At 60.9% G+C, this 22,141-nt stretch carries 21 protein-coding genes, 1 tRNA gene and 1 other RNA gene; 9 read left to right on the top strand and 14 right to left on the bottom strand.

Annotated features, from left to right (window positions below; translation table 11 throughout):
- Positions 1-8: 8 nt before the first annotated feature.
- The 6 genes from P0M12_RS14140 to P0M12_RS14115 all read right to left on the bottom strand — a co-directional run bounded on the left by P0M12_RS14140 (position 9) and on the right by P0M12_RS14115 (position 6,682).
- The gene (locus P0M12_RS14140) at positions 9-1,598 is read right to left on the bottom strand and encodes a long-chain fatty acid--CoA ligase (RefSeq protein ID WP_277377858.1); all 1,590 of its coding nucleotides are present in this window, start codon (positions 1,596-1,598) and stop codon (positions 9-11) included.
- Positions 1,591-2,214, bottom strand: a complete 624-nt coding sequence (locus tag P0M12_RS14135) for an alpha/beta fold hydrolase (RefSeq protein ID WP_050656466.1) — start codon at positions 2,212-2,214, stop codon at positions 1,591-1,593. The genes P0M12_RS14140 and P0M12_RS14135 overlap by 8 nt, the downstream gene beginning before the upstream one ends.
- Positions 2,214-3,575, bottom strand: coding sequence for an MFS transporter (locus P0M12_RS14130; protein WP_162114028.1), 1,362 nt, complete (start codon positions 3,573-3,575; stop codon positions 2,214-2,216). Before P0M12_RS14130 ends, P0M12_RS14135 begins: the two co-directional genes overlap by 1 nt.
- Before the next feature lie 97 nt (positions 3,576-3,672).
- Positions 3,673-4,725 (bottom strand): 3-keto-5-aminohexanoate cleavage protein, encoded by a 1,053-nt coding sequence (locus P0M12_RS14125; protein WP_050656457.1) that lies wholly within the window; start codon positions 4,723-4,725, stop codon positions 3,673-3,675.
- 52 nt (positions 4,726-4,777) lie between these two features.
- Positions 4,778-5,677 carry a TauD/TfdA family dioxygenase gene (locus P0M12_RS14120; RefSeq protein WP_007731564.1) on the bottom strand — a complete coding sequence of 300 codons (900 nt, stop codon included), beginning with the start codon at positions 5,675-5,677 and terminating at the stop codon, positions 4,778-4,780.
- A gap of 30 nt (positions 5,678-5,707) precedes the next feature.
- Entirely contained in the window at positions 5,708-6,682 is a 975-nt protein-coding gene (locus tag P0M12_RS14115; RefSeq protein WP_003943928.1) for a quinone oxidoreductase, read from the bottom strand.
- A gap of 200 nt (positions 6,683-6,882) precedes the next feature.
- Between P0M12_RS14115 and P0M12_RS14110 the strand changes: the two genes are divergently transcribed.
- Positions 6,883-7,887, top strand: coding sequence for an AraC family transcriptional regulator (locus P0M12_RS14110; RefSeq protein WP_007731570.1), 1,005 nt, complete (start codon positions 6,883-6,885; stop codon positions 7,885-7,887).
- Here the strand turns inward: P0M12_RS14110 and P0M12_RS14105 are convergent.
- A complete protein-coding gene (locus tag P0M12_RS14105; protein WP_007731571.1) occupies positions 7,880-8,926 on the bottom strand; it encodes a putative sulfate exporter family transporter in 1,047 nt (348 codons plus the stop codon). The two genes, P0M12_RS14110 and P0M12_RS14105, sit on opposite strands and share 8 nt — an antisense overlap.
- Before the next feature lie 101 nt (positions 8,927-9,027).
- Between P0M12_RS14105 and P0M12_RS14100 the strand changes: the two genes are divergently transcribed.
- Complete coding sequence (locus P0M12_RS14100) at positions 9,028-9,936, top strand: LysR family transcriptional regulator (protein WP_003943906.1); 909 nt, start codon at positions 9,028-9,030, stop codon at positions 9,934-9,936.
- A 7-nt stretch (positions 9,937-9,943) separates the two neighbouring features.
- Here the strand turns inward: P0M12_RS14100 and P0M12_RS14095 are convergent, their stop codons facing one another.
- The 4 genes from P0M12_RS14095 to ffs all read right to left on the bottom strand — a co-directional run bounded on the left by P0M12_RS14095 (position 9,944) and on the right by ffs (position 13,432).
- Positions 9,944-10,525, bottom strand: coding sequence for an HhH-GPD-type base excision DNA repair protein (locus tag P0M12_RS14095; protein WP_003943868.1), 582 nt, complete (start codon positions 10,523-10,525; stop codon positions 9,944-9,946).
- A gap of 18 nt (positions 10,526-10,543) precedes the next feature.
- Positions 10,544-11,899: a glycosyltransferase 87 family protein gene (locus tag P0M12_RS14090; RefSeq protein WP_064073546.1), complete on the bottom strand. Its 1,356-nt coding sequence runs from the start codon at positions 11,897-11,899 to the stop codon at positions 10,544-10,546.
- Positions 11,900-11,997: 98 nt separating this feature from the next.
- Positions 11,998-13,290: an aminotransferase class I/II-fold pyridoxal phosphate-dependent enzyme gene (locus tag P0M12_RS14085; RefSeq protein WP_003943985.1), complete on the bottom strand. Its 1,293-nt coding sequence runs from the start codon at positions 13,288-13,290 to the stop codon at positions 11,998-12,000.
- 42 nt (positions 13,291-13,332) lie between these two features.
- Positions 13,333-13,432: signal recognition particle sRNA small type (gene ffs / locus P0M12_RS14080), an RNA gene on the bottom strand.
- A 136-nt stretch (positions 13,433-13,568) separates the two neighbouring features.
- On the opposite strand from ffs, the gene P0M12_RS14075 reads away from it, so the two are divergent.
- From P0M12_RS14075 to P0M12_RS14060, 4 genes are all read left to right on the top strand, one after another.
- A tRNA-Ser gene (locus tag P0M12_RS14075) sits at positions 13,569-13,656 on the top strand.
- Between the two features lie 496 nt (positions 13,657-14,152).
- Positions 14,153-15,280: a Fic family protein gene (locus P0M12_RS14070; protein WP_228401709.1), complete on the top strand. Its 1,128-nt coding sequence runs from the start codon at positions 14,153-14,155 to the stop codon at positions 15,278-15,280.
- An 80-nt stretch (positions 15,281-15,360) separates the two neighbouring features.
- Complete coding sequence (locus P0M12_RS14065; protein WP_261256885.1) at positions 15,361-15,579, top strand: hypothetical protein; 219 nt, start codon at positions 15,361-15,363, stop codon at positions 15,577-15,579.
- A gap of 56 nt (positions 15,580-15,635) precedes the next feature.
- Positions 15,636-16,454: a pentapeptide repeat-containing protein gene (locus P0M12_RS14060; protein WP_065455097.1), complete on the top strand. Its 819-nt coding sequence runs from the start codon at positions 15,636-15,638 to the stop codon at positions 16,452-16,454.
- 35 nt (positions 16,455-16,489) lie between these two features.
- Here the strand turns inward: P0M12_RS14060 and P0M12_RS14055 are convergent, their stop codons facing one another.
- Positions 16,490-16,798 carry a DUF6191 domain-containing protein gene (locus P0M12_RS14055; protein WP_007731580.1) on the bottom strand — a complete coding sequence of 103 codons (309 nt, stop codon included), beginning with the start codon at positions 16,796-16,798 and terminating at the stop codon, positions 16,490-16,492.
- Positions 16,799-16,932: 134 nt separating this feature from the next.
- On the opposite strand from P0M12_RS14055, the gene P0M12_RS14050 reads away from it, so the two are divergent.
- Both P0M12_RS14050 and P0M12_RS14045 read left to right on the top strand, forming a co-directional pair.
- A complete protein-coding gene (locus P0M12_RS14050; RefSeq protein ID WP_007731581.1) occupies positions 16,933-17,604 on the top strand; it encodes a response regulator transcription factor in 672 nt (223 codons plus the stop codon).
- 39 nt (positions 17,605-17,643) lie between these two features.
- Positions 17,644-18,423, top strand: coding sequence for a helix-turn-helix domain-containing protein (locus P0M12_RS14045; RefSeq protein ID WP_003943809.1), 780 nt, complete (start codon positions 17,644-17,646; stop codon positions 18,421-18,423).
- A gap of 22 nt (positions 18,424-18,445) precedes the next feature.
- On the opposite strand, the gene P0M12_RS14040 is transcribed toward P0M12_RS14045, so the two are convergent.
- Positions 18,446-19,735 carry an MFS transporter gene (locus P0M12_RS14040; RefSeq protein WP_030535736.1) on the bottom strand — a complete coding sequence of 430 codons (1,290 nt, stop codon included), beginning with the start codon at positions 19,733-19,735 and terminating at the stop codon, positions 18,446-18,448.
- 26 nt (positions 19,736-19,761) lie between these two features.
- Positions 19,762-20,949 (bottom strand): acetylornithine deacetylase, encoded by a 1,188-nt coding sequence (gene argE / locus P0M12_RS14035; RefSeq protein ID WP_065455096.1) that lies wholly within the window; start codon positions 20,947-20,949, stop codon positions 19,762-19,764.
- Positions 20,950-21,060: 111 nt separating this feature from the next.
- Between argE and P0M12_RS14030 the strand changes: the two genes are divergently transcribed.
- Positions 21,061-22,128, top strand: a complete 1,068-nt coding sequence (locus P0M12_RS14030; RefSeq protein ID WP_064073653.1) for an Lrp/AsnC family transcriptional regulator — start codon at positions 21,061-21,063, stop codon at positions 22,126-22,128.
- Positions 22,129-22,141 lie beyond the last annotated feature (13 nt).

Raw genomic sequence — 22,141 nt, 5'->3', positions numbered from 1 at the left:
CGATCTCCTCAGACCATCGAAAATGCTTGATTCAGTTCACGTTTGAGAATCTTTCCGGTTGCCGTCATCGGCAGCGACGGCACGAACTCGATGCGACGCGGATATTTGTAGGCGGCCATCTGTTCCCGCGTCCATTCCACGAGATCCGATTCGGAGATCTCTTCACTCGGCTCTCGGATCACGAACGCGACAACTTCTTCGCCGAGGCTCGTGTCCGGCACCCCGACGACGGCGACGAGTGAGACGGCTGGGTGAGTGAGCAGAACCTCTTCGATTTCGCGTGGGTAGACGTTGAATCCGCCCCGCACGATCATGTCCTTCACGCGATCGACGATGTAGTAATTTCCGTCGGTATCGACCCGTGCCAAATCCCCGGTGCGAAACCATCCGTCGCACATGACTTCCGCCGTCGCCTCTGGTCGGTTGAAATAGCCCTTCATGACGTTGTGCCCGCGAATGGCCAACTCTCCCACTTCATCGGGGCCGGCGATCGTGTGCCAAGAGTCGTCGACAAGCCGCGCTTCGACGCCCCAGATCGGCACGCCGATCGAACCGGGCCGGGGGTCACTCTCCGGGGCACTGAACAAGGCCAGCGGAGAGGTCTCGGACAACCCGTACCCTTCGAGGATCTGAACACCGAAGCGTTCCCGGAACTGTGTCAATATTTCCACGGGAAGCGCTGCGCCACCCGAGATCGCGCACCGCATGTTCTGTGCAACGGTCTCGATATCCACCCCGGATTTCACTACCTCGTCCAGCACGCCGAGCAGTCCCCAATACATGGTCGGGACGCCCGCGAAGACCGAGATCTTTTCGCGTTCCATGATCTCGAGTGCCGCGGTCGCATCGAAGCGCGGCATCAACACCAAAGTGGCACCGACGCAGATTCCCGCATTCATGGTCACTGTCTGGCCGAACGAGTGGAACAACGGCAAAGTCAGGAGATAACGCTCATGCATGGACGGAACGCTCTCGAACAACCGGTTGGTCGACAGTGCATTCAAGACCATGTTGCAGTGAGTGAGTTCGGCGCCCTTGGGCTTTCCAATAGTGCCGCTGGTGTAGAGAATGACCGCGGTGTCCGTCGGTTCACGAACAACCGCGACTGCAGGCGTTTCCGTGCCGGACACGGACGCCAGTGCTTCGCCTAGAGTCTCGACTCCGAGGATCGACGACGGTGCACCCGACTCGGCGCTGATCACGATCAGGGCCGAACAGGTCTCGCTCTGCTCGAACCCGGCGATGGCGTACTCAGCGATCGGCAATTCGGGACTTCCCTCGAAACAGAAGTACAGCTTTGCTTCCGAATCAGCCAGGTGATAGGCGATTTCGCGCCCCTTGAGCAGAATGTTCAGAGGAACGACGACGCCGCCGGCCTTGAGAATGCCGTAGTAGACGATCGGGAACTCGAGAACGTTCGGGCAGGACAACGCCACCTTGTCACCTGGCTCGACACCCCGCGAGACGAGCAGATGGGCGATGCGATTCGCGTACGCGTCGAACTGCGCATACGTCAGCCTCGCTTCCCCGAGAACCAGCGCATCCCGTTCCGGGTACCGCCGGGCCGAGTCTTCCAGCAGAGCAGCAAGATCAAGCATGACTGTGTTCCTCCTGCGCATCGGAATCCGTGGCATGAGACGAGGCAGCGCGCGACACCGACTCGAGCAGTTCCCGCACCAACGATTCCGCCCGCGGCCAATACCCGTATCCGGACGCCGGATTGAGATGTCCGACCTCACCCAGATCCAGCAACCGACTCCCCCATCCTTCAGCCAGACCCACAACTCGGCGATACCCGGCCAGCGGATCGTTCCGACTCGCCGCGACCGTGCTCGGAAACGGCAGACGCTGACGCGGTATCGGTAGCCACCCGTGACGGTCGAGATCTTCGAGAGACGGATAAGACTCGGGCAGCGGAAGTTCGAGATCCGCCGGCGTGACCAGAAGTGCGCCCGCAACCTCTCGATGATGCGCCCTCGCCCAGTGAGCAACTGTCATGACTCCGGCGCTGTGCCCGACCAGGACCACCGGCCCGCAGACACTTGTCAGCACCTCGTTCAATGCCGCAACCCGCGCATCGCGGCTGAGCTTGTCGGTCTCGAGGGGAGGAACCGTCAGAACGTTGTCGAGCCTGCGCGCGAGGTGAGTCTGCCAATGATCTTCGACATGATCCCGCAGACCGGGAACCATTACTACCGTAGTTGATTCATTCATCATGAGCTCCGAACGTCTGTTACTTCAGTGGCGCCGGGGATCTCGGGCCGATTCTGCAACGTCGCCAGCCGCCTCATCCCGGCGGGATAGGCACGCTTGCCGGCTACCAACGCGAGGGCCGCGACGACATAGACGAAGGGCGAAAGCTGTAGAGCGCCGAGAAGACCCAGGTGATCGGCGAGGATGCCGACAACGAAGGGACCGAGCGCCAGCCCGAGAAGGTTGTTGGCGACGGTGAGCGTTCCCATGGCCGACGCTCGAATCGAGTGATGGGTAAGGTTCGCGACCATCGCTGCCGTCGGCCCCGACGAACCGGCGGAGAAGAATGCACCGATACCGAGCAACACGAGTTGTGCTGTCCCCGTGCCCAACCGGAGCCCGACGCTCAGCGTCACCAACGAGATGGCGCAGTAGACAATGGCGGTGGTCCATTTTCGCGCCGAATCGTCGCGGCTGAATCTATCTGTGATGAAACCGCAGACCACCATCCCGCTTCCGACCAGGAGGACGAACACGGAAGCCGTGACGCCGGCCTTGTCCGGGGCCAAATCGTAGTAACGATTGAAGAAGCTCGGCAACCACGCCAGAAGTACAGCGGCGGTGAACATCTGGAGACCACCACCGATGTAGGCGAACAACACGGCGGGATTGGTGAACAGCGAGGACACCGGCGCACGAAAACCGTCGTGTCTCACCGCTTCCCCGGCGGCATCCGGCGCGGCCTCGACGGCGTAAGCGGTGAGCTTCTTCTCGGTGACGAGGGCACGGAAGAGCGCGACCAGAATCAGACCGAAGATTGCCATGGCGGCAAAAGACCACCGCCAACTGAACTGGACTGCGATGAACCCACCGATTGCCACACCGATGACCGAACCGAACGATCCACCGGCCATGAAGGCACCTGCAAGAGCTGCGTGCACGCGGGGCGCAAACACACTGAGGACCACGGCGATACCCACGCTGCCGTACGCCGCTTCACCGACACCGACCAGGAACCGGGCGCCCAACATCTGTTCGTAGGTCTGAGCGATTGCGCACAGCAACGTCGCGACACTCCACAACACCGCCATCAAGATCAAGCTCTTGACGCGGCCCCAGCGGTCCGCGAGCAGCGACAACGGGAACGTCAACAGCCCGACCATCAATGCCACCACGCTGCTCAGGGAGGCGAGGTGCGAATCGGAGAGATCCCAGTCCGCTTTCAGGATCGGGAAGACTGCACTGAGCACCTGCCTCGACATGTAGTCCGAGAGCAGAAGACCGAAAGCCAGGGCGAAAACGATCCACGGGTATAACTTTCGTCGTCCGCCGGTTCCGAGCGCGGTGTCCACACGTGGCGTGGCGGGAGCTTGCAGTCCCATGACTCTCCTAGGAAGTACTCGAGGTAGACGGGGGGATTCGGGGGTACGAACCGTCGCGGTTCGTACCCCCGGAACTGTTGTACGAGAGGGTGCGAACTCAGGCGTGCTGCGTGAATCCCAGCTGGCCGATCCGGCGGTTGGGCGCGTAACCCAGCTTCGCCAACGTCTCGTCGGTGTCGGCATATGCCTCACCGATCCGGTAGATGTCCCGAGCTTCCTTCGCGGTAGCCACCTCGCGGCCCAATTCGCCTGCAATGCGCACCAACTGCTCGATCTGCTGCACCGACGTCATCTTCTCGCCCTTGCGGCCCCAGATGGTGTCCTCGTTGCCGCAACGAGCGTGCAAGCCCATCGCGATGGCCATCGTGTTCACCGGCAGGACGCTACGCATCAGCGTTTCCAGCGTCAGGCACGCACCGTCGGGAACACGCTGGACGAAGTTCATCATGTTGTACGGGTTGGGTCCGTCGAAGCCGCCGCCGATTGCGACCCACGTGAGGTTGACCGGACCCGTGTAGATGCCGCGTCGGATCAACCGCTCCACCGTTTCGAGCTGCGGAATACTGGACAACTGGAAATGCGGCTGGATTCCGGCGGCCTGCAACCGGCGCAGGTGCTCTGCCACCCACTCCGGACCGGCGGGCACAGTCATTTCCCGATACGTATCGGCCAATTCCGGACGCTGCATCGACGTACCCGCGATGTCGTCGTCGGTCATCAGTTCCATGATGTTCATCTGGCTGGTATTGATCGCGATCGTCACCTGATCGGGAGCCGGCTCCAATTCCGCCAGCATGTGACGCACGTCGTCGGACAACCACTTCGCATCGGCACCTTCCCCCTCCGGGGCAAACGAAATCGACCCGCCGACCTGCAGAATCATCTCGGGAACGGCCTCACGCAAGCGACCGAGAAGCTCGTTGAACTTCGACAGACGCTTCGAGCCCTTGCCGTCGAGTTCACGCACGTGGATGTGGAGAACTGTGGCACCGGCGTTGAAACAGTCGACGGCTTGCTGGACGTGCTCGTCCATCGACAGAGGGAGGTCTTCTGCAAAATCGTCCGGCTCCCACTCCGGTCCGTAGGGAGCAACGGTGATGACAAGCTTGTCCTGGGTTTCGGGGAACAGTGAATCGTCGTGGAAATGCATAGCGTGACTCCGATCGAGTGAATGAATTTATCTTCGGGGCTGGGAAGAGAGATCAGAACGGTGCGTCGCCGATGATTCCGGCGCGCTCCATCTTTCGAACCGCGGGCCAGTAGTCCTGCACCGCGTAATGCTGTGTCGAACGGTTGTCCCAGATCGCGACGCTGTTTTCGGTCCAACGCCACCGAACCTGGTACTCGGGAATCTGAGCCTGGCTCGCCAGGTAAGTGAGCAGATTCCCGGCGCCGGGGGCGTAATCGATTCCATAGCGGACGTTCTCGGGCGTGTGATAGTTCACGAGGTGTGTGGCGAACGAATTGACGAAGAGAATCTTCTCGCCGGTCTCCGGATGTGTTCGTACCACGGGATGTTCGGCGTCGGGAAAGCGTTCCTTCAGCTGGTGCCGCTGTTCGATCGGCATCCGAGCGCCGAAGGTCGACTCGATACTGTGCCTGGCACGCAGATCCTTGATCTGCTCCTTGACCCGCGCCGGCAGATTCTCGTAGGCGAGTGCCATGTTCACCCAAATCGTGTCGCCGCCGACAGGAGGTGTTTCCACACAACGCAATACACATCCCATGGGCGGGTTAACGCGCCAGGTGGCGTCGCAGTGATATGCATTCTCGAAATGCTCCGGTGGGCTGTCCAGATCCTTGTAGATGCGGACCAGGCCCGGGTGGTCGGGGTCGCTGCCCAGAGCCGGATGATCCTCGAGTTCACCGAATCGCTGGGCAAGTTCTACGTGCTCGGCTTTGGAGAAGGTCTGGTCGCGAAAGAACAGAACCTTGTGTTCGAGCAACAATGCCTTGATTTCGGCGAAGAGTGCATCATCTCGCGCGACCTCGCCGAGATCCACCCCGGACAACTCTGCCCCGATCGAACAGGTCAATTTCTCGACGCGGATCGTATTCCTCGACGAGGGAAGGTTTTCTGTGAGCGTTGCGGTGTTGGTCATGACAATTCCTCTGGGAAGTGCTGTTTCGGTTCAGACGGAGAAGACGGAGGAACCGATACTGCGACCGGACTCCATGTCGTGGTGCGCACGCACCGCATCTTCGAGGGGGTACCGCTGGTTGATCTCGATCTTGATTCGCCCGGACTCGACGTGTGAGAACAGTTCGCCCGCCAGTTCGGCACGTTCTTCGGGATCCGCGATGTAATCGGCGAGAGCCGGACGTGTGAGGAAGAGTGATCCCTTGACTGCCAACTGCATTGCCTGAATCGGCGGAGTCGGTCCGGACGCCGTTCCGAAGCACACCAGCAGCCCCCGCCTGGCAAGGCAATCGAGAGAGATGTCGAACGTGGATTGCCCGATACTGTCGTAGACAACCGGCACGCCGACGCCCCCGGTGATCTCCTTGACACGCGCGACGACGTCCTCGCGGGTGTAGATGACGACTTCATCGCACCCGTGAGCTCGGGCAACGCTCGCCTTCTCGTCGCTCGACACCGTTCCGATCACTTTGATTCCCAACAGTTTTGCCCACTGGGTGAAGATCAGTCCAACCCCGCCCGCCGCAGCATGTAGCAACACGGTGTCTCCCGCTTTCAACGGGTAGATGCGACGCAGAAGGTAGGCGGCAGTCAGTCCTCGCATGGTCATGGCGGCCGCGGTGTCGAAGGCGATGCCGTCGGGTAGCGCGATCAGGTCGGACGACGCCATGATCCGCTCGGTGGCGTACGCACCCAGCGGACTGCCGGTGTAGGTCACACGGTCCCCCACCGCAAAATCGACTACTCCCTCGCCGATCTCTTCGACCACACCGGCGCCCTCGACGCCCATCCCGGCAGGCAATTGCGCAGGATAGAGGCCACTTCGAAAGTAGGTGTCGGCGAAGTTCAACCCCACCGCTTCATGACGAACCCGAACCTCTCCGGCGCCCGGTCGTCCTACCTCGATCTCTTCCCAGCGCATGACGGACGGTGTGCCGATCTCGTGGAACCGAATGGCGTTTGCCATCAATGCTCTCCAATTCTGTGGGCGGGTTCGACTCGATTACGGTCGAGCTGTATTCGTACGCAACAACTTCCAGAAGTCGGTGCTCGACTTCGTGGTCGTGCCGAACTTATGTGAACAAAACTATGTGAGATCCGGCTCACATGCTTAACTTGACGAGACACGCAACACAACATTTCGGGACATCGAGTAAAGGGGGACCTATGAAGCCACTCGCCCGCTACGCGTCACTGAACCGATACGTCGACCTGTGCCGAACAGTGGACGTGGACGCTGTGGCCCTCATGAGAAGTGTCGGCCTGAGCCCGGCAAGCCTGGCGAACCCCGACCAATGGGTACCGGCCGCCTCCATCGCATCGCTCCTGGAGCGATCGGCAGCGGAGTCCGGACACGAAGACTTCGGGCTTCTACTCGCCGGCCTGCGTCGACTGTCCAATCTCGGTCCCCTCAGCTTGGTCATCAGGGAAGAACCAGACGTCAGGAGCGCGCTCGACGTATTGATGCGATACGAGCACACGTACAACGAGTCATTACGCATTCGATTGAACGAGGTCAACGGACTCGCCACCCTGCGAATCTCGCTCGAGGTCGGCGAACCGGTCGACACCAGACAGAGCGTCGAACTCGCAGTCGGCGCGACGCTGCAGATCCTGCGAAGTTTCCTGGGTTCTCGATGGCAACCGGTCAGCGTGGGATTCACGCACAATGCCCCGAAAGACACGAGCACGCATCGGCGAATCCTCGGCGAGACGGTGGAATTCGATCACGAGTTCACCGGCATCGTTTTCTTCGCCGCCGACCTGGATGCGGCTAACCAACTTTCCGACGAGTTACTCCGGCCGTACGCTCGCCAGTTCCTCGACTCACTTCCCGCATCGGAAACCTCCGACACCCTCAGCCGCACCAAGGAATTGATCGAAGTTCTGCTTCCGACCGGCCGCTGCTCTGTCGAGCAGGTGGCACGCAGTCTCGGATTCGACCGGCGGACACTGCACCGTCATCTCGCCGAATCCGGAGATACGTTCACGGCCGTTCTCAATTCGGTTCGAAGCTCCCTCGCGGAACGATTTGTCTCCAACCCTCGCTATTCATTGACCGAAGTGGCTGTGCACCTAGGGTTTTCGACGCAGGGTAGTTTCTCGCGCTGGTTTCGCACTCAGTTCTCGATGAGCCCGAGCGCGTGGCGGACTCAGCGCTCGATCAGCTGACCAGCACGACTCCGACGTAGGCGATCGTTGCCACCCACACAGTGGAAATCGCGGCCAGCACGAATGGCCGGGCGCCAACTCCACGAATGACGCTCAACCGCACCCCCAGCCCGAGTGCGAACATCGCGGCGGCCAACAGCGCCGTCTGCACCGTCTTCGCCAGCCCCAGAAGCTCATCCGGCAAGATGCCCGTGGAGCGCAAGCCCGTACAGCCGATGAACGCCACGACGAAAAACGGAACCAACGGAGGACGCTTGGTGGCGGTGCTGTCGACCATCCTGCGTTGCCGGATGCTCAGAAATGCCATGACCGGCGCCAACATCAACACGCGCGCAAGTTTCACCACGGTCGCGACACCCAACGCGGTGGCGCCGAGAGCGCTGCCGGCAGCCACCACTTGCGCCACTTCGTGGATCGACCCACCGGCCCACATGCCTGCACCGACCTCGTTCATACCGAAAGCGTTGGCCAACAGTGGGATTGTCGGAATCATCAGAGTTCCGAAGATCACCACCAACGCAACAGCGGTGAGCAACTCTTCCTCTCGCGCATTCACCACACCGTCCGCAGCAGCCACGGCGGCAGCACCACAGATCGAGAAGCCGCAGGCAATCAGAATTCTCTGCGACCAACTCAATCCGAGAAGTTTTCCGGCATACATGGTCCCGGCGATACCGAGGAACACAATCGCCACCACAACGGCGATCACTCCCCAGCCCAAACCGACGATGTCGGAGAACATCAATTGCAGCCCGAGCAGAGCGATACCCACCCGAAGTAGCCGTTTCGCCGAGAATGCCAGGCCAGGTTGGAATTTCGCCGGCAAAGAGACGGTATTCGCCAACACCGCACCCGCCACGATCGCAATCAGCAACGGACTCACGGCGGAGGTGAACTGACCGGCTATCAGCGCGACCGTGGCCCCCAAGGCGCACAACGCAACTCCGGGCACCAATGCAGCCACACTGGACCACCGTCGTACTTCTGACGAAGGGGCGACTGCGGGTTTCTCGGCCACGGACTTCACATCACGGTTCACTCATCCAGCGTCCTTGAGCCACCATCGCTCCGGTAGGGCGATTTCTACCATCACGGCATATCAAATCGATATGAACCTGAAGTTCGGTATAGCCTGTTTGCATGACCAGACGGTGGCCCGACCTCACCACTCTCGAGCTACTCATCGGCATCGATGATCACGGAAGTCTCAGTGCGGCAAGCCGTTCAGCAAACATTGCGCAGCCGAATGCCAGCCGCGCCGTCAAAGCCCTCGAGCGGCAGCTCGGGATGCCACTCATACACCGAAGGTCGACGGGGGCGACTTTGACTCCGCAGGGGACCGTCATCGTCCACTGGGCGCGCCGCGTCCTCGCCAACTCGAGGCAGCTTCTCGACGTCGCCGAAGGGATGCGGACCGAACGATCCGCGGAATTGACCGTGTGTGCCAGCATGACCGTCGCCGAACATCTGATTCCGGCCTGGCTCGGTATCTTTCGGTCACTACATCCTGGTGTCACCGTCCACCTTCAGGTTTACAACTCGACCCGCGTCCTCGAGGCTGTAGAGGTGGGAATGTGCGACCTCGGATTCGTCGAGTCACCGACCGTTCCGAAGAGCCTGTCCAGCGTCACCGTCGCGCGCGACTCGCTGGTCGTGGTCGTTCATCCGGATCATCCATGGGCGCGTCGACGAAAGCCGCTGACCGTCGCCGAACTGGCAGCGACGCCGCTGCTGGTGCGCGAGCCCGGATCGGGAACCAGAACGACTCTCGACCTGGCGTTACACGAATACGAGCGCGGTGCGCCGTTGTTGGAACTGGGTAGTTCGGCCGCGATTCGAACCAGCGTGCTCGGTGGCGTCGGCCCGGCTGTACTGAGCACGCTGGCCGTCGAGGACCAGGTGAAGCAGGGAGAACTTCGGGTGGTAGCCGTCGAAGGCTTGGAACTCGACCGATCCCTGCGCGCAGTGTGGCGTCCCCCGCGTCAGCTCGAGGGTCCCGCAGGAGACCTGATGAAAGTAGTGCGTGCGAGCGGGTCCCGGAAATCCTGAAAGCGGCTTACTTCTTGTCGGCCTTCGCTGCTGCCTTTGCGGCCTTCTTGAACTCGCGGACCTCGAGCAAAGACTGTTCGTCGACCACGTCTGCAATCGAGCGCCTCGAACCTTCGAGCCCGTAGTCGCCGGCCGCTTGGCGCCAACCTTTCGGCTCGACGCCGATCTGTTTTCCGAGCAACGCCAGGAAGATCCGGGCTTTCTGATCCCCGTAACCGGGTAGGGCTTTGAGCCGTTTCAGCACTTCCTTGCCGTCGGGATTTCCCGAAGTCCAGATCGCCGCGGTGTCGCCGTCGTAGTTCTCGACGATGAACTGGCACATGAGCTGGATACGCTCGCCCATCGACTTGGGGAATCGGTGCACAGCCGGAGGCTCGGCACAGACGGCGATGAACTCGTCGGTGTCCATGTCGGCGATACGCCTGACGTCGATACCGCTGAGCCGATCCGCCAGCTTCTTCGGACCGAGGAAGGCCGTTTCCATCGGAACCTGTTGATCGAGAAGCATTCCGATCAACAACGCCAACGGGTCCTCGGCGAGGAGAGCATCAGCTTCGGGGTCACCGACAAGGTTCAGTTGAAGTGCCATGAGTCCGATACTGCCACGTCAGGCGGCAGTTGTGACCGGCGCCGACGCATCCGGGGCCGGAATCTTCCACTTCTTCCAGCCGAACAGAACCACCGTCGAGACCGCGGCAAGCGTGAAGACCCAGAGGTAGACGCCGACGGTCGGAATCCGCAGATACTCGGGCGGCACGAACATGAACAAGCCCATTCCGATGAAGCGATCCGTACCCGGAATGACCGACGGGTCCCACCAGGTGTGAGACCAGTTCAAGACCGGGAGCAGGAAAACGAACGGCGCCACCCACGCCCAGCGCTTCTTCGACACCATCGCGTAGTGCGCGGCGAGGACGACCAGCGGGACGAACCATACCCAGTGATGGCCCCACGAGAACGGCGAGACAGTGGTCGCAGTCAACCCCGTCATGGTGAGGCCGAGCAATTTCTGGCCGTGCCGGTGAGCAATCCACGCGGCACCGAGTCCGAGGCATACCGCCAGCGCACTGAAGACTAGAACCAGGACCCGCGACGGCGTCGGAGTGTGAGTGAGCTGAGCGATCAGACCGGACACGGACTGGTTGCTCGGAGCATCCGTCGGTCCGACGCGTTCGCTGTCGACAAGAGTGCCGGTCCAGTACTTGTACGCATCGTTGTAGATCACGACGAAGCCGATCGCAACGGTCGCAGCGAACGTCACGACGGCCGTCACCAACGCACGCCATTGACGAGTGATGAAGAGGTACGCCCAGAAGAAGGCCGGAGTGAGCTTCACGCCGGCGGCGATGCCTGCCCCGATTCCTCGGAGCCGACTCTTCTCGTCCCGACCGAGGTCCCACACGATCAAGAGCAGCAGGAAGATGTTGATCTGCCCGAGCCAGAGCGTCGTACGTATCGGTTCCATGAACAGAAAGATCGTCGTCGCCAACGCACTCACGGCGTACGCCTTCACGTCGAGCCGATAACCGAGGTACTTCCAGCACAACAAGATCACTGCGAACAACGCAGCGATGTTCAAACCCGTCCACACGACAATCGCCTGTTTGAACGAGAGCACCGCCCACACCGTGAACAGCAAAGCCGCAAACGGGGTGTACGTGAACATCATTCCGTCCAGGACTGGCCCGTCGTACAACGGAAGGCCCTGAACCACAACGCTGCCGCCGTGGCGGTAGACGTCGAGATCGAGGAAATTTTCGAAGATCCCCCAGTACCGCGTATTCATCGGCACGGCGAAAAGAACCATCAGCACGGACGCGACTGCCAGAACACCGAGTACAGAGAATCCGAGAACACCGACACGGAGGGTGCGTCGCGGTATGTCAGCTTCGATGACCGACTCTGATTTCGCGGTGTGCGCCTCGAAAGAAGGCCCATCCGAAGCGTTGATCGCGCCCGTCACTACAACCTCCGGGATTTACACCCTATGTCGGGAATTGATGCTCCGAACGGTACAAGACAAGACCGAAAAGTACCGACCGGGCACGCCGCTTCGAGAACTCAGATCTCGGAGAGACGCGATTCGGTAGCTGCGAGCAGAACACACGTAGCCACGCCGTCCATGGCAACTTCGAGTTCAGCCTTGGACGGGAAGCTCGGGGCCAACCGGATGTTCCGGTCGTCCGGATCCGTGCTGTACGGGAAAGCCGATCCGGCAGCGGTGAGCGCGATACCCGCGTTCTTCGCCAGTTCGATGACCCGCTTGGCCGTGCCGTCGACCACGTCGAGGCTGATGAAGTATCCTCCCTTCGGCTCGGTCCAAGACGCGACCTTCGATGCACCGAGACGATCCTCGAGGATCCGCAGTACGAGCTCGAACTTGGGCGCGAGGAACGCGCGATGCTTCTCCATGTGCGCACGAACGCCGTCGGCATTGCCGAAGAAACGCAGGTGGCGAAGCTGATTGACCTTGTCCGGTCCGATGCTCTTCTTGCCCAGGAACTTCTGGTACCAGGCAAGGTTTTCCGCCGAGCTACCGAAGAAGCTCACACCAGCGCCGGCGAAAGTGATCTTGGACGTCGACGCGAACACGAGCGGACGGTTGGGGTGTCCGGCCTCCGCTGCCATCGAGAGAATGTCGTAGGAAGGCGCAGTCTCGCCGACAAGCGGATGTACGGCGTACGCGTTGTCCCAGTACAGGCGGAAGTCGGGCGCGGCCGTCGGCATCGACGCGAGCGTACGGACAATTTCTTCGGAGTACACGGCGCCCGTGGGGTTCGCGTAAACCGGAACCGCCCACATGCCCTTGATCTGCGGATCTGACGCAACAAGTTCGGCGATCTTGACGACATCCGGGCCGTCGTGGTTCATCGGCACCGCGATCATCTCGATGCCGAGGGACTCGGTGATCGCGAAGTGGCGGTCGTAGCCCGGCGCGGGGCAGAGAAACTTGATCTTCTCTTCCTGTGCCCACGGCCGGGCCGAATCCGGAGTGCCGTGGAGCAGTGAGAACACGACGTTGTCGTGCATGATCTCGAGGCTCGCGTTGTTGCCGGCGAGAAGGTTCGCAACGGGGATACCCAGCAGCTCACCGAAGATGGCGCGCAGTTCCGGCAGACCGGTGAGTCCGCCGTAGTTACGGCAGTCGGTGCCGCTTCCGTCACGGAAATCACCGTCGCCGGGCAGCGTCAGCAGCTCTGCGGAAAGGTCGAGTTGTTCCGGGGAAGGCTTACCGCGGGTCAGATCGAGTGCGAGCTTCTGCGCCTGGAGCTGCGTGTACTTCGCGCTCTGGCTCTCATGCTCGGAGGTGAGTTCTTCATGGCTCATCAACCCGATCTGGGTTTGGATAGGCATCCGGAGCGGCCTTTCACCGACGAGGCGGGGTCGGGTATGTGAAAAAAATAGAGGACCCCGCGCACCCGGCAGAGCCCGTTGACCCTTGCTGCCTTCCGGCCCTGGGGGAGTTCACAGGATGCGCGCCGCGCGGGATCCAATGAACAGTGTAGACGGCTTTCTCCGGCCGCTGCACACCACCTACCGGGGCCGAGATGCAAACCTCGAGTTCCACCGGTTCTTCGCAGGTCAGGTACCCGTTTAACGCTTCGCGCCCGCAATTGGGTATGCTGCTCCACGGAGGATTCGCCTAGTGGCCTATGGCGCTCGCCTGGAACGCGGGTTGGGTTAACGCCCTCAGGGGTTCAAATCCCCTATCCTCCGCCAAAGGAACCCCTGTGAACTGCTGAGAAGCGGTTCACAGGGGTTCTTTTCTGTCCTCATGCAACGAGTAATGCAACAGGGTCTCGGTTCAGCTCGATGTTCTGCGAGCTCAGACGGTCTGCCGACTCGTGGTGGTTTCGATCCCGCAGCGCGCCGAATCGGAATGCTGCTGCGTGATTTCGAGTGGCCCGCCGATGGCCCGAACCCGATTCGGGAAGCTATGGCCACATCTGCTCCTGCAGCCCGCGTTGGTCATGAAATGACACCCGCGCCGCAAGTCTTATTTATCCAGATCCCATTCTGGATAAGATAGGCGTGGAAAGCAAGGCGGCAATATAGCGTGGATACAGGGAGAGACCAGATGGCGTACAGGACGTTGAAATCGATCTTTCACCAACGAGATCGTGCTGGTGCCGATGCTGAGGAGCGAGCGCGACGCGATTCTCCCGCCGCCGTCCACTGGGACCTACTGATCGGCGAACACTCGACGTTCGCACTGATGACACCCGAAGTCGCAGCGCTGATCGAACGGATCATGAGCTTCGAGCCGAAGATCCGGGCTGAGTGGAACGGGCTGCCGGCCCTCGCGCGCACCCACTACCTGCATCGCATGGTGATCGACGAGATCCAGGCAACGAACGAGATCGAACAGGTCCGCTCAACCCGGAAGGAGATCAGCGAGGCAATCGAGATGGTGTGGGCGGAGCAACCCCTCGCGAACAAGCGGTTCGCCGAGATGGTGCGGCTCTATCTCAATATCGGCAACGACCAGGCCGAGAGTCCGCAGACGCTCGACGACATCCGAGACGTCTACGACGCGGTAACTCGGGGCGAGATTCGCGACGAGGACGCCCCCGATGGGAAGCGGTTCCGGCAAGGGCCAGTATCGATCACGTCAGGAATCAAGGTCGTGCACACCGGTGTGGTACCCGAGTCAGCGATCGACGACGCGCTGACCCTCATGCTGAGCCAGGGGGGCGACGACTCGATTCCACGACTGATCAGGGCAGTGGTCGCGCACTTCATCTTCGAGTACACGCACCCGTTCTACGACGGCAACGGCCGAACCGGACGCTACCTTCTCGCGCTGGACCTTCGACAGGTGTTGGCTCCGTATGCGAGCCTGGCATTGTCGGCGACCGTCGCCGACAACAAGGATCGTTACTACAAAGCATTCTCTGACGCGGAGAATCCATTGAACCGCGGAGATCTGACGCCCTACCTGATCGATATGCTGGAGATCATCGCCGAGGCGCAACATCGACTGCTGCTCGACCTCTCCGAGAGGCGGCATAAGATCGACACACTCGAGGCGCGTATCCGCGTTCTGGTGGAGGATGAGGAATTTCCGCTGAACTTGGGACTCGATCGCGAGTCGACGCCGCCGGTTGATAGCAACCACATCGGCGCAGTCCTGTTCACCCTGGGTCAGGCCCACTGCTTCGAGGCGAACCGCGCCATCAAGTTGAACACCCTGGTCGAGGTGGTGGGTCGATCCAGCCAGTTCGCCCGCCCGCGACTTCAGCGCCTGGACGATGCCGGGATCATTGAGACGGTTACGAAGAGACCGCTGCGCTTCCGGCTCACGGCACGGGGGGTATCGCTCCTCGATCTGGATGGGGAGTGATTTTCGCCAGGTCGCAGATGGGCTAGGTGGCGATTGGGCGCACGATCGACGTTTCCATTCCCACTCGCGAATGGAGTGCAGTGGCCGCAACATTTGTGGTCTTCGTCGACGCACTGGTTCTGCCGCCGGGTACCGCACGGCGATTGGTTGCAGCGAGCTGGGCCGTCCACCCGATTTTCGACCTACTTCACGAGCGTGGTCCAGAATCACGTCTGCCGGATTGGTACCCCGCAATTTGCGCGGGATACGACCTCGGAACCGCTGGACTTCTTGCTGCCGAACCACGCAATTTCGTTTGACAGACTCACAAACCCGAGGACAGACTTTCCGTCCAACCCAACCATCGGGAGTACGCGTGATTGCCGGCCAGACCAATCTGCTCGCAGATTGCAGCAGTTGCTTCGGTCTGTGCTGCGTCGCACTCCCCTTTTCCAAGTCCTCCGACTTCGCGACCAACAAGAATGCCGGCGACCCCTGCAAGAACCTGCAGCAGGATTTCCGTTGCGGCATTCACACCGGATTGCGAAAGAAGGGCTTCACCGGTTGCACCGTCTACGACTGTTTCGGTGCGGGACAGAAGGTTTCACAGCAGACCTACGACGGCATCAGCTGGCGTGATGCCCCGGAGACCGCGTCAGACATGTTCGAAACCTTCCCTGTCATACGCCAGTTGCACGAACTGCTCTGGTATCTCGCCGAAGCCCGCTCGCTGAAGCAAACCCACTCGATACGAAAGGAACTCGACGCTGCACTCGCAGAGACGGAAAGCCTGACCAACGGCACACCTTCGCAGATTCAAACCGTCGACGTCTCAGCACACCGAGCGGCAGTCAACACACTGCTCTTGCAGACGAGTAACCTTGTGCGCTCACCGATCTCAACCAAGAAGGGTCGAAAACTCGACCACCGCGGCGCAGACCTCATCGGCGCCAAATTTCGTGGTTCCGATCTACGTGGGGCCAACTTTCGCGGGAGTTACCTGATCGGTGCAGACCTCCGCGACTGCGAACTCGATCGAGCCGATCTGATCGGTGCAGACTTGCGCGGCACCGACATTCGCGGCGCAAAACTCCGCGGCAGTATCTTTCTCACGCAGTTCCAGATCAACGCGGCGATCGGCGATTCGGCTACCACGCTGCCCGATTCACTGACCCGCCCCAGCCACTGGGCCTGAACCCGACTGTCAACTCCGTCGTCTGTCGGCGACTGTCAACTCCGTCGACGGAGAACGACCTTGTTAGCTTCCGGATCGACAGACACCCACGGCGGGTCACCGTCCGTTCCGTCCTCACGATGCATCAATGCGCTCTGACGCTGTTCGAATTCATGATGCTTGGACCCCTGAAACAGGGCAGCAACCTCTTCGAAGCCCGCGGCCGAGACCGGACGAGTCGTACGTCCCCGAGTCCACGGCAGTGCCCGGCCGCCGGTGAGCCGGTTCCAGAGAGTCTCGGCGAAAGCGAACAGGACCAGCAGCACGAGCAAGCCTGGCAGCGTCAACGCGAACAGAGTGCCCATGAAAGAAGTCTAGCGACGAACGCCCCCGGTCCCCTCGACTTCCGATCGGCCGCCCTATGTCTGGTCCCGCGGTCGATGATCTGCCACAATGCAAGCTGTTACGACTAGTAACACCTTCGGGGGGAGGATTTCACGTGAGCTTGATACTTGCAGCTACCGATCGTTCGGAGCTTGCCCAGACGCTTGGTACCGAATTAATACATTTCGGGCACCAGATACAGCTCGTCCGCACCGGGCGTCGACTACTCGATGACCTGGACACCGACAGTTTCGATATCGCCGTGATCGATCTCCTTCTGCCGGACATCGACGGCTACGAGATCGCACGGCAGATCCGCTTGCGCAGTTCGATGCCGATCATGATGCTGGTGGATACCTACGAGGACATCGACGAAGCACCACATCGCGCTGTCTCGGACTTTGTGCTGAACCCGATCGATTCTCACGCGCTCGATCTTCGGGTCACCGCAATCCTTCGTGAAACCGCACATCCCGCCCCCGGCAAACACCAACGTCACGGTGACCTGCTCCTCGATCGACGTGCGATGACGGCGACGATGGGCGGAAAGCTGCTGGTCCTCAGTCGGACCGAATGGCGGGTACTCCTGGAGCTGTCGACCGAGCCTGGGCGCGTGTACTCACGTGATCACCTGATCCGAAACGTGTGGGGTTCCGACCACGAAAGGACGCGTGTAGTCGACGCAACCATTCTCAGCCTGCGGTCCAAACTCGAATCCGATCCCGCGAAACCGAAGTACATCAAAACCATCAGGGGATTCGGATACCGCTTCGGCCCGGTCGACTGAAGTCGCCTTCGTGTCGGTGCCGCTCGATAAGCTCTTGTCATGGGTTGGTACACACCACAATCGGTCGCCCCGGATCTCTCCGACATCCTGGTGTGTGGCTGGACGGCGTGCGCAGAAGGAGAACACCTCCTCGTGCCCGATGCTTGCATGGACGTGCTGTGGATACGCGGCGTCGGCATACGCGTCTGTGGCCCCGAAACCGCTGCATGGTCATTCACTCTTCCGCCCGGAACACGCTCCGTGGGTGTTCGATTCCGCCCTGGATCGGCATCGCCGATGTTGCGAACCTCGGCGTCCGAGCTTCGGGATTCTCGCGCCGATCTCAGCGATGTAACCGACGCACGCACGGAACGAATACTGTTGAACCGCTTGGAAAATTCCGAAGACCACGAACAGGTCTCCATCCTCGAAAGCGCTGTTCGGAGTTGGGTAAGTTCGAGTTTCCGTCACGATCCGGTGATCAACCACGTTCGCACCGCACTGTCCGAACATTCGTGGAATGTCAGCTCTCTCGCCGACGCGGCGGCACTGACTTCGCGCCAACTCCAACGTCGATGCAACGACGCCTTCGGATACGGCCCGGCAACGCTGCGCTCGATCCTGCGCCTCCAGCGCTTCATGGCGCTCGCTCGCAGTCGACCCGCGCTGGGACTCGCTGAATCCGCCGCCCACTGCGGATTCAGCGATCAGGCCCACTTGACCCGTGAATGCCGCCGAATCTCGTCGCTGACCCCGGCGGCTCTACTCCGCACCCAAGCCCCCGACTGGCACGGGTCGGATACCGTTGTCGCGCTGGCGGAGGGAGACGCGGTCGCGTAATCCCGACCGCGCTCCCCCGCCGTCACTTCTGGCTGAAAAGCGTCCTTGCCGACCACAGCCCACCGAGGGAAAGAACTGCGACCGTCATGTAGTAGTAACTGGGGGCGTCGAGCGAGCCTGTTGTACTGATCAACCAGGTCAAGACCAACGGCGCGATTCCGCCGAGCAAAGTCACTCCGAGGTTGTACGACAATGACATTCCGGTAGCCCGGATCTCTGCCGGGAACAGCGAACTCATCAGGGCGGGCAAGGGACCGAAGGCAAACGCCATGATGACACCCAGGACCGAAACAACCAGGACGAGAGTCAGAGTCGACGGGTGATCGACCATCAATTTGAAGAGCGGCCAGGCCAAGACGATTGCCGCAACGGCGGCCCAGGTCATAACTCTCGCCGGTCCGACCCGGTCTGCAAGATGCCCGATCAACGGCACGGTGATCAAGGTGACCAGTCCGGCGACGATGCCGCCGAGATAGCCGGCCGAGGCGGAAACTCCGAGGTTCTTCACGGCAAACGTCGGCATGTACAAGATGAGGTAGATCGAGATAGTCGCGACGCCCACTACTGCGGCACCGGTCAGCACCCGGCCGAGATGCCTGGTCAGCGTCGTCTTCAGCGGAGCCCTTTCCGGAACGCTCGTCTTGAAATCGTCCGTTTCGTCAAGCTTGGCACGGATGTAGAGTCCGACCGGCCCGACGATGATGCCGAAGAAGAACGGAACGCGCCAGCCCCACGAGTAGAGCGCTTCATGCGAAAGGTGAGTGTTGAGCACGTATCCGAACAGCGATGCCAGGAAAACCGAGGCACCCTGGCTGGCAACTTGCCAGGAAGAGTAGAACGCCTTCTTGTGTGGCGCAGTCTCCACGAGGAAGGTTGTAGCAGTACCGAATTCACCGCCGGCGGAGAATCCTTGAATGAGACGTGAGACAAGGATGACGACGCCGGCCCACGGTCCGATCATCGAGGTCGTCGGCGCCACGGCCATGATGAGCGTGCCGATCATCATCAGCATCATCGTCAACGTCAAGGCGTTCTTGCGCCCGCGACGATCGGCGTAGCTACCGAGAACCATCCCGCCAAGCGGCCGGATGACGTACGAGATCGCGAACGTCGCGAACGTCAGTATCAAACCGAGCGTGTTGTCGCCGCCGGGAAAGAAATTATGGGCGATCACCACTGCGAATGATGCGTAGACGATGACGTCGAACCATTCGAGCGCAGCGCCGAGCGAACTGCTGATCACCGCCTTGCGAGCAGCGGCCAGGCGTTCCGGGGTGACTGTTCCGGAGGTTGGCGTAGTTGCCGTGGACATGGTTTTCCTTAGGGGGTCAGGGTGGGTCAGGCGCGGGCGTGAGCGATGACGTTCCGAACGAACTGCTCGCACTGTGCCAATTGGTCAAGTGTCACGTACTCGTCAGGTGCATGCGCCTGAGTGATGCTTCCCGGCCCACACACGACAGTGGGGATACCGATAGTCGCGAACATCCCGGCCTCGGTGGCGTACGCGACCTTTTCGTCCGAGGCCCGACCACCCCATTGTTCGACCAGTGCGGCCGCCGAAGCATTCGCACCCGTCTCCAGGGGAGGAACCGAGGCCGACACGTGCATCGTCACGGAGGCTGACGGGTTTTCTTCCTGCATCAGGTTTTCGATCCGATTCGCCTCGGCGGCAAAGCGTTCGAGCAAATCTGCGGCGCCAGCTGAGCTGATGCTCCTGAATTCGAAAGTGATGGAGCAATCCTCGGGGACAGTGTTCACTGCGATCCCGCCGGATACGAGATTGACCGAACACGTCGTCCAGGCCACGTCGAATGCGTCGTCGTACGGGCCGGACGCACGGAGCTCGTCGGCCGCGCTTCTGACGAATCGAATCAACTCCGCGCCGTATTCGATCGCGTTGACTCCTTGCGGAGTAAGCGACGAGTGCGCCGAAACACCATGCAGATCAACACGTATGACGTTCATCGACTTGTGTGCGCGAATGACCCGCATCTCCGACGGCTCTCCGACGACGCACACATCAGGGCACAGGTTCCGGGAAACAACCTCCTCGACCAACCCGGCCGCACCGATGCAGCCGACTTCCTCGTCGTAGGAGAATGCAAAGTGAATAGGCTTCGCCAGCGGCCGAGCAACGATGTCGGGGATCGCAGCGACGACGATCCCGATGAACGACTTCATGTCGCACGTGCCACGTCCGTACAGGCTTCCGTCGCGAACGTCGGGCGCGAAAGGGTCGCTACTCCAGTCTTGATCGTCGACCGGCACTACGTCTGTATGGCCGGAGAACATCACACCGCCGGCAGTACTTCCGTCAGGAGGAGTGAACGTTGCCAACAAGTTGAGCTTCGTTCCCTCGTCATCGGCAACAAGTACCGGCTCGACCCCATGGCGACGTAGTTCCGCCGCAATGAGATCGATCAACGGTCGATTGCTCACGGCACTCGTCGTATCGATTCCGATGAGGCGTTGCACCCACTCGAGGCTTCTCTCTGTCGGAACAGCGGGCAACGTGGTCGATGACATCTGGTTTCTCCTTTCACAGCATGAACGCGGTGGGCACTCGCCACCGCGTTCTGCCCTTCGAGCATGAATGAAGTGATCCCAGACACAGTGAAGATGCACGATACTTGCACCATGATCGAAGAAACGCAGGATTCCGCCGTACTGGACGACGTCGACCTCGCCCTGATCAATTGCCTGCAACTCGACCCGCGAGCGTCGTGGCGCACGGTTGGCGACGCGCTCAAAGTGGATCCGGTTACCGTAGCTCGCCGCTGGCAGCGGTTACAGGATTCCGGCACCGCCTGGGTCTCTGCCAGGGCAACCGGCCATGGCCGTCCGGAGTCGTGTCTGGCTTTCGTCGAAGTCGACTGCACGACTTCGAACGCGTTGACGATTGCAGAACGACTTGCCCGCTGGCCGCACGTACTGAGCGTCGAACACACAAGCGGCCCAGGCGACTTGACACTTCTCGTCGAGGTCAGAGACATGGCTTTCCTGTCGCGCTTCCTGCTTCGGTCGCTCGCGTCGGTACCCGGGATCGTCAGTTCGCGTGCACACCTCGTCACCGAGGTCTTCGCGATCGGAGACGACTGGAAATTGCAGGTACTCGATGCCGCGCAGCGAGCGACGATGACAGACCGGCCTGTGCGATACAAATACGCGCCGACGGATCAGCGCCATCACGGGAAGACGTTCGACGCGGTCGACCGCCAATTGATATTGAAACTGGGTGAGGACGGTCGATCCTCGATTGCCGAGCTCACGGTCGGTACCGGCCTCAGCGAAAGTACGGTCAGGCGGCGACTTGCCGAATTGACGTCGCGCAACCAGATCGTGTTCCGCTGCGACGTGTCTCTGCCACTGTCCGGCTGGCCCCTCGTGACCTGGGTGTGGGGATATGTCGATCCCACGGACCGGTCGACGATTCGTGCCCTGGTGGAGCGAGTGCCGGGAACGCGGGTGTGCATGCGGATATCCGGTGGACGCGCCAACACACTGCTCGCGATCGCCGCACACTCCCTTCGCGAAACTCCCATTACCGAAGTACAACTCGCACAAGAGGCACCGGGCCTGGTGGTGCTGAACAGGTCAGTGGTGCTGCGATCGATGAAGAGGGTGGGCCGACTTCTCGACGACGAGGGCAAGAGTGCCGGGGTTGTACCGATGGACATCTGGGCGGAAGCCCCGGAGATCGAGTGAATGTCCGAAATAA

This window comes from Rhodococcus sp. RCBS9 (assembly GCF_029457415.1).
Taxonomy (GTDB): Bacteria; Actinomycetota; Actinomycetes; order Mycobacteriales; family Mycobacteriaceae; genus Rhodococcus_F; species Rhodococcus_F qingshengii.
Note: the sequence above shows the minus strand (reverse complement) of the source record. Positions and strands in the feature narration are given on the sequence as shown.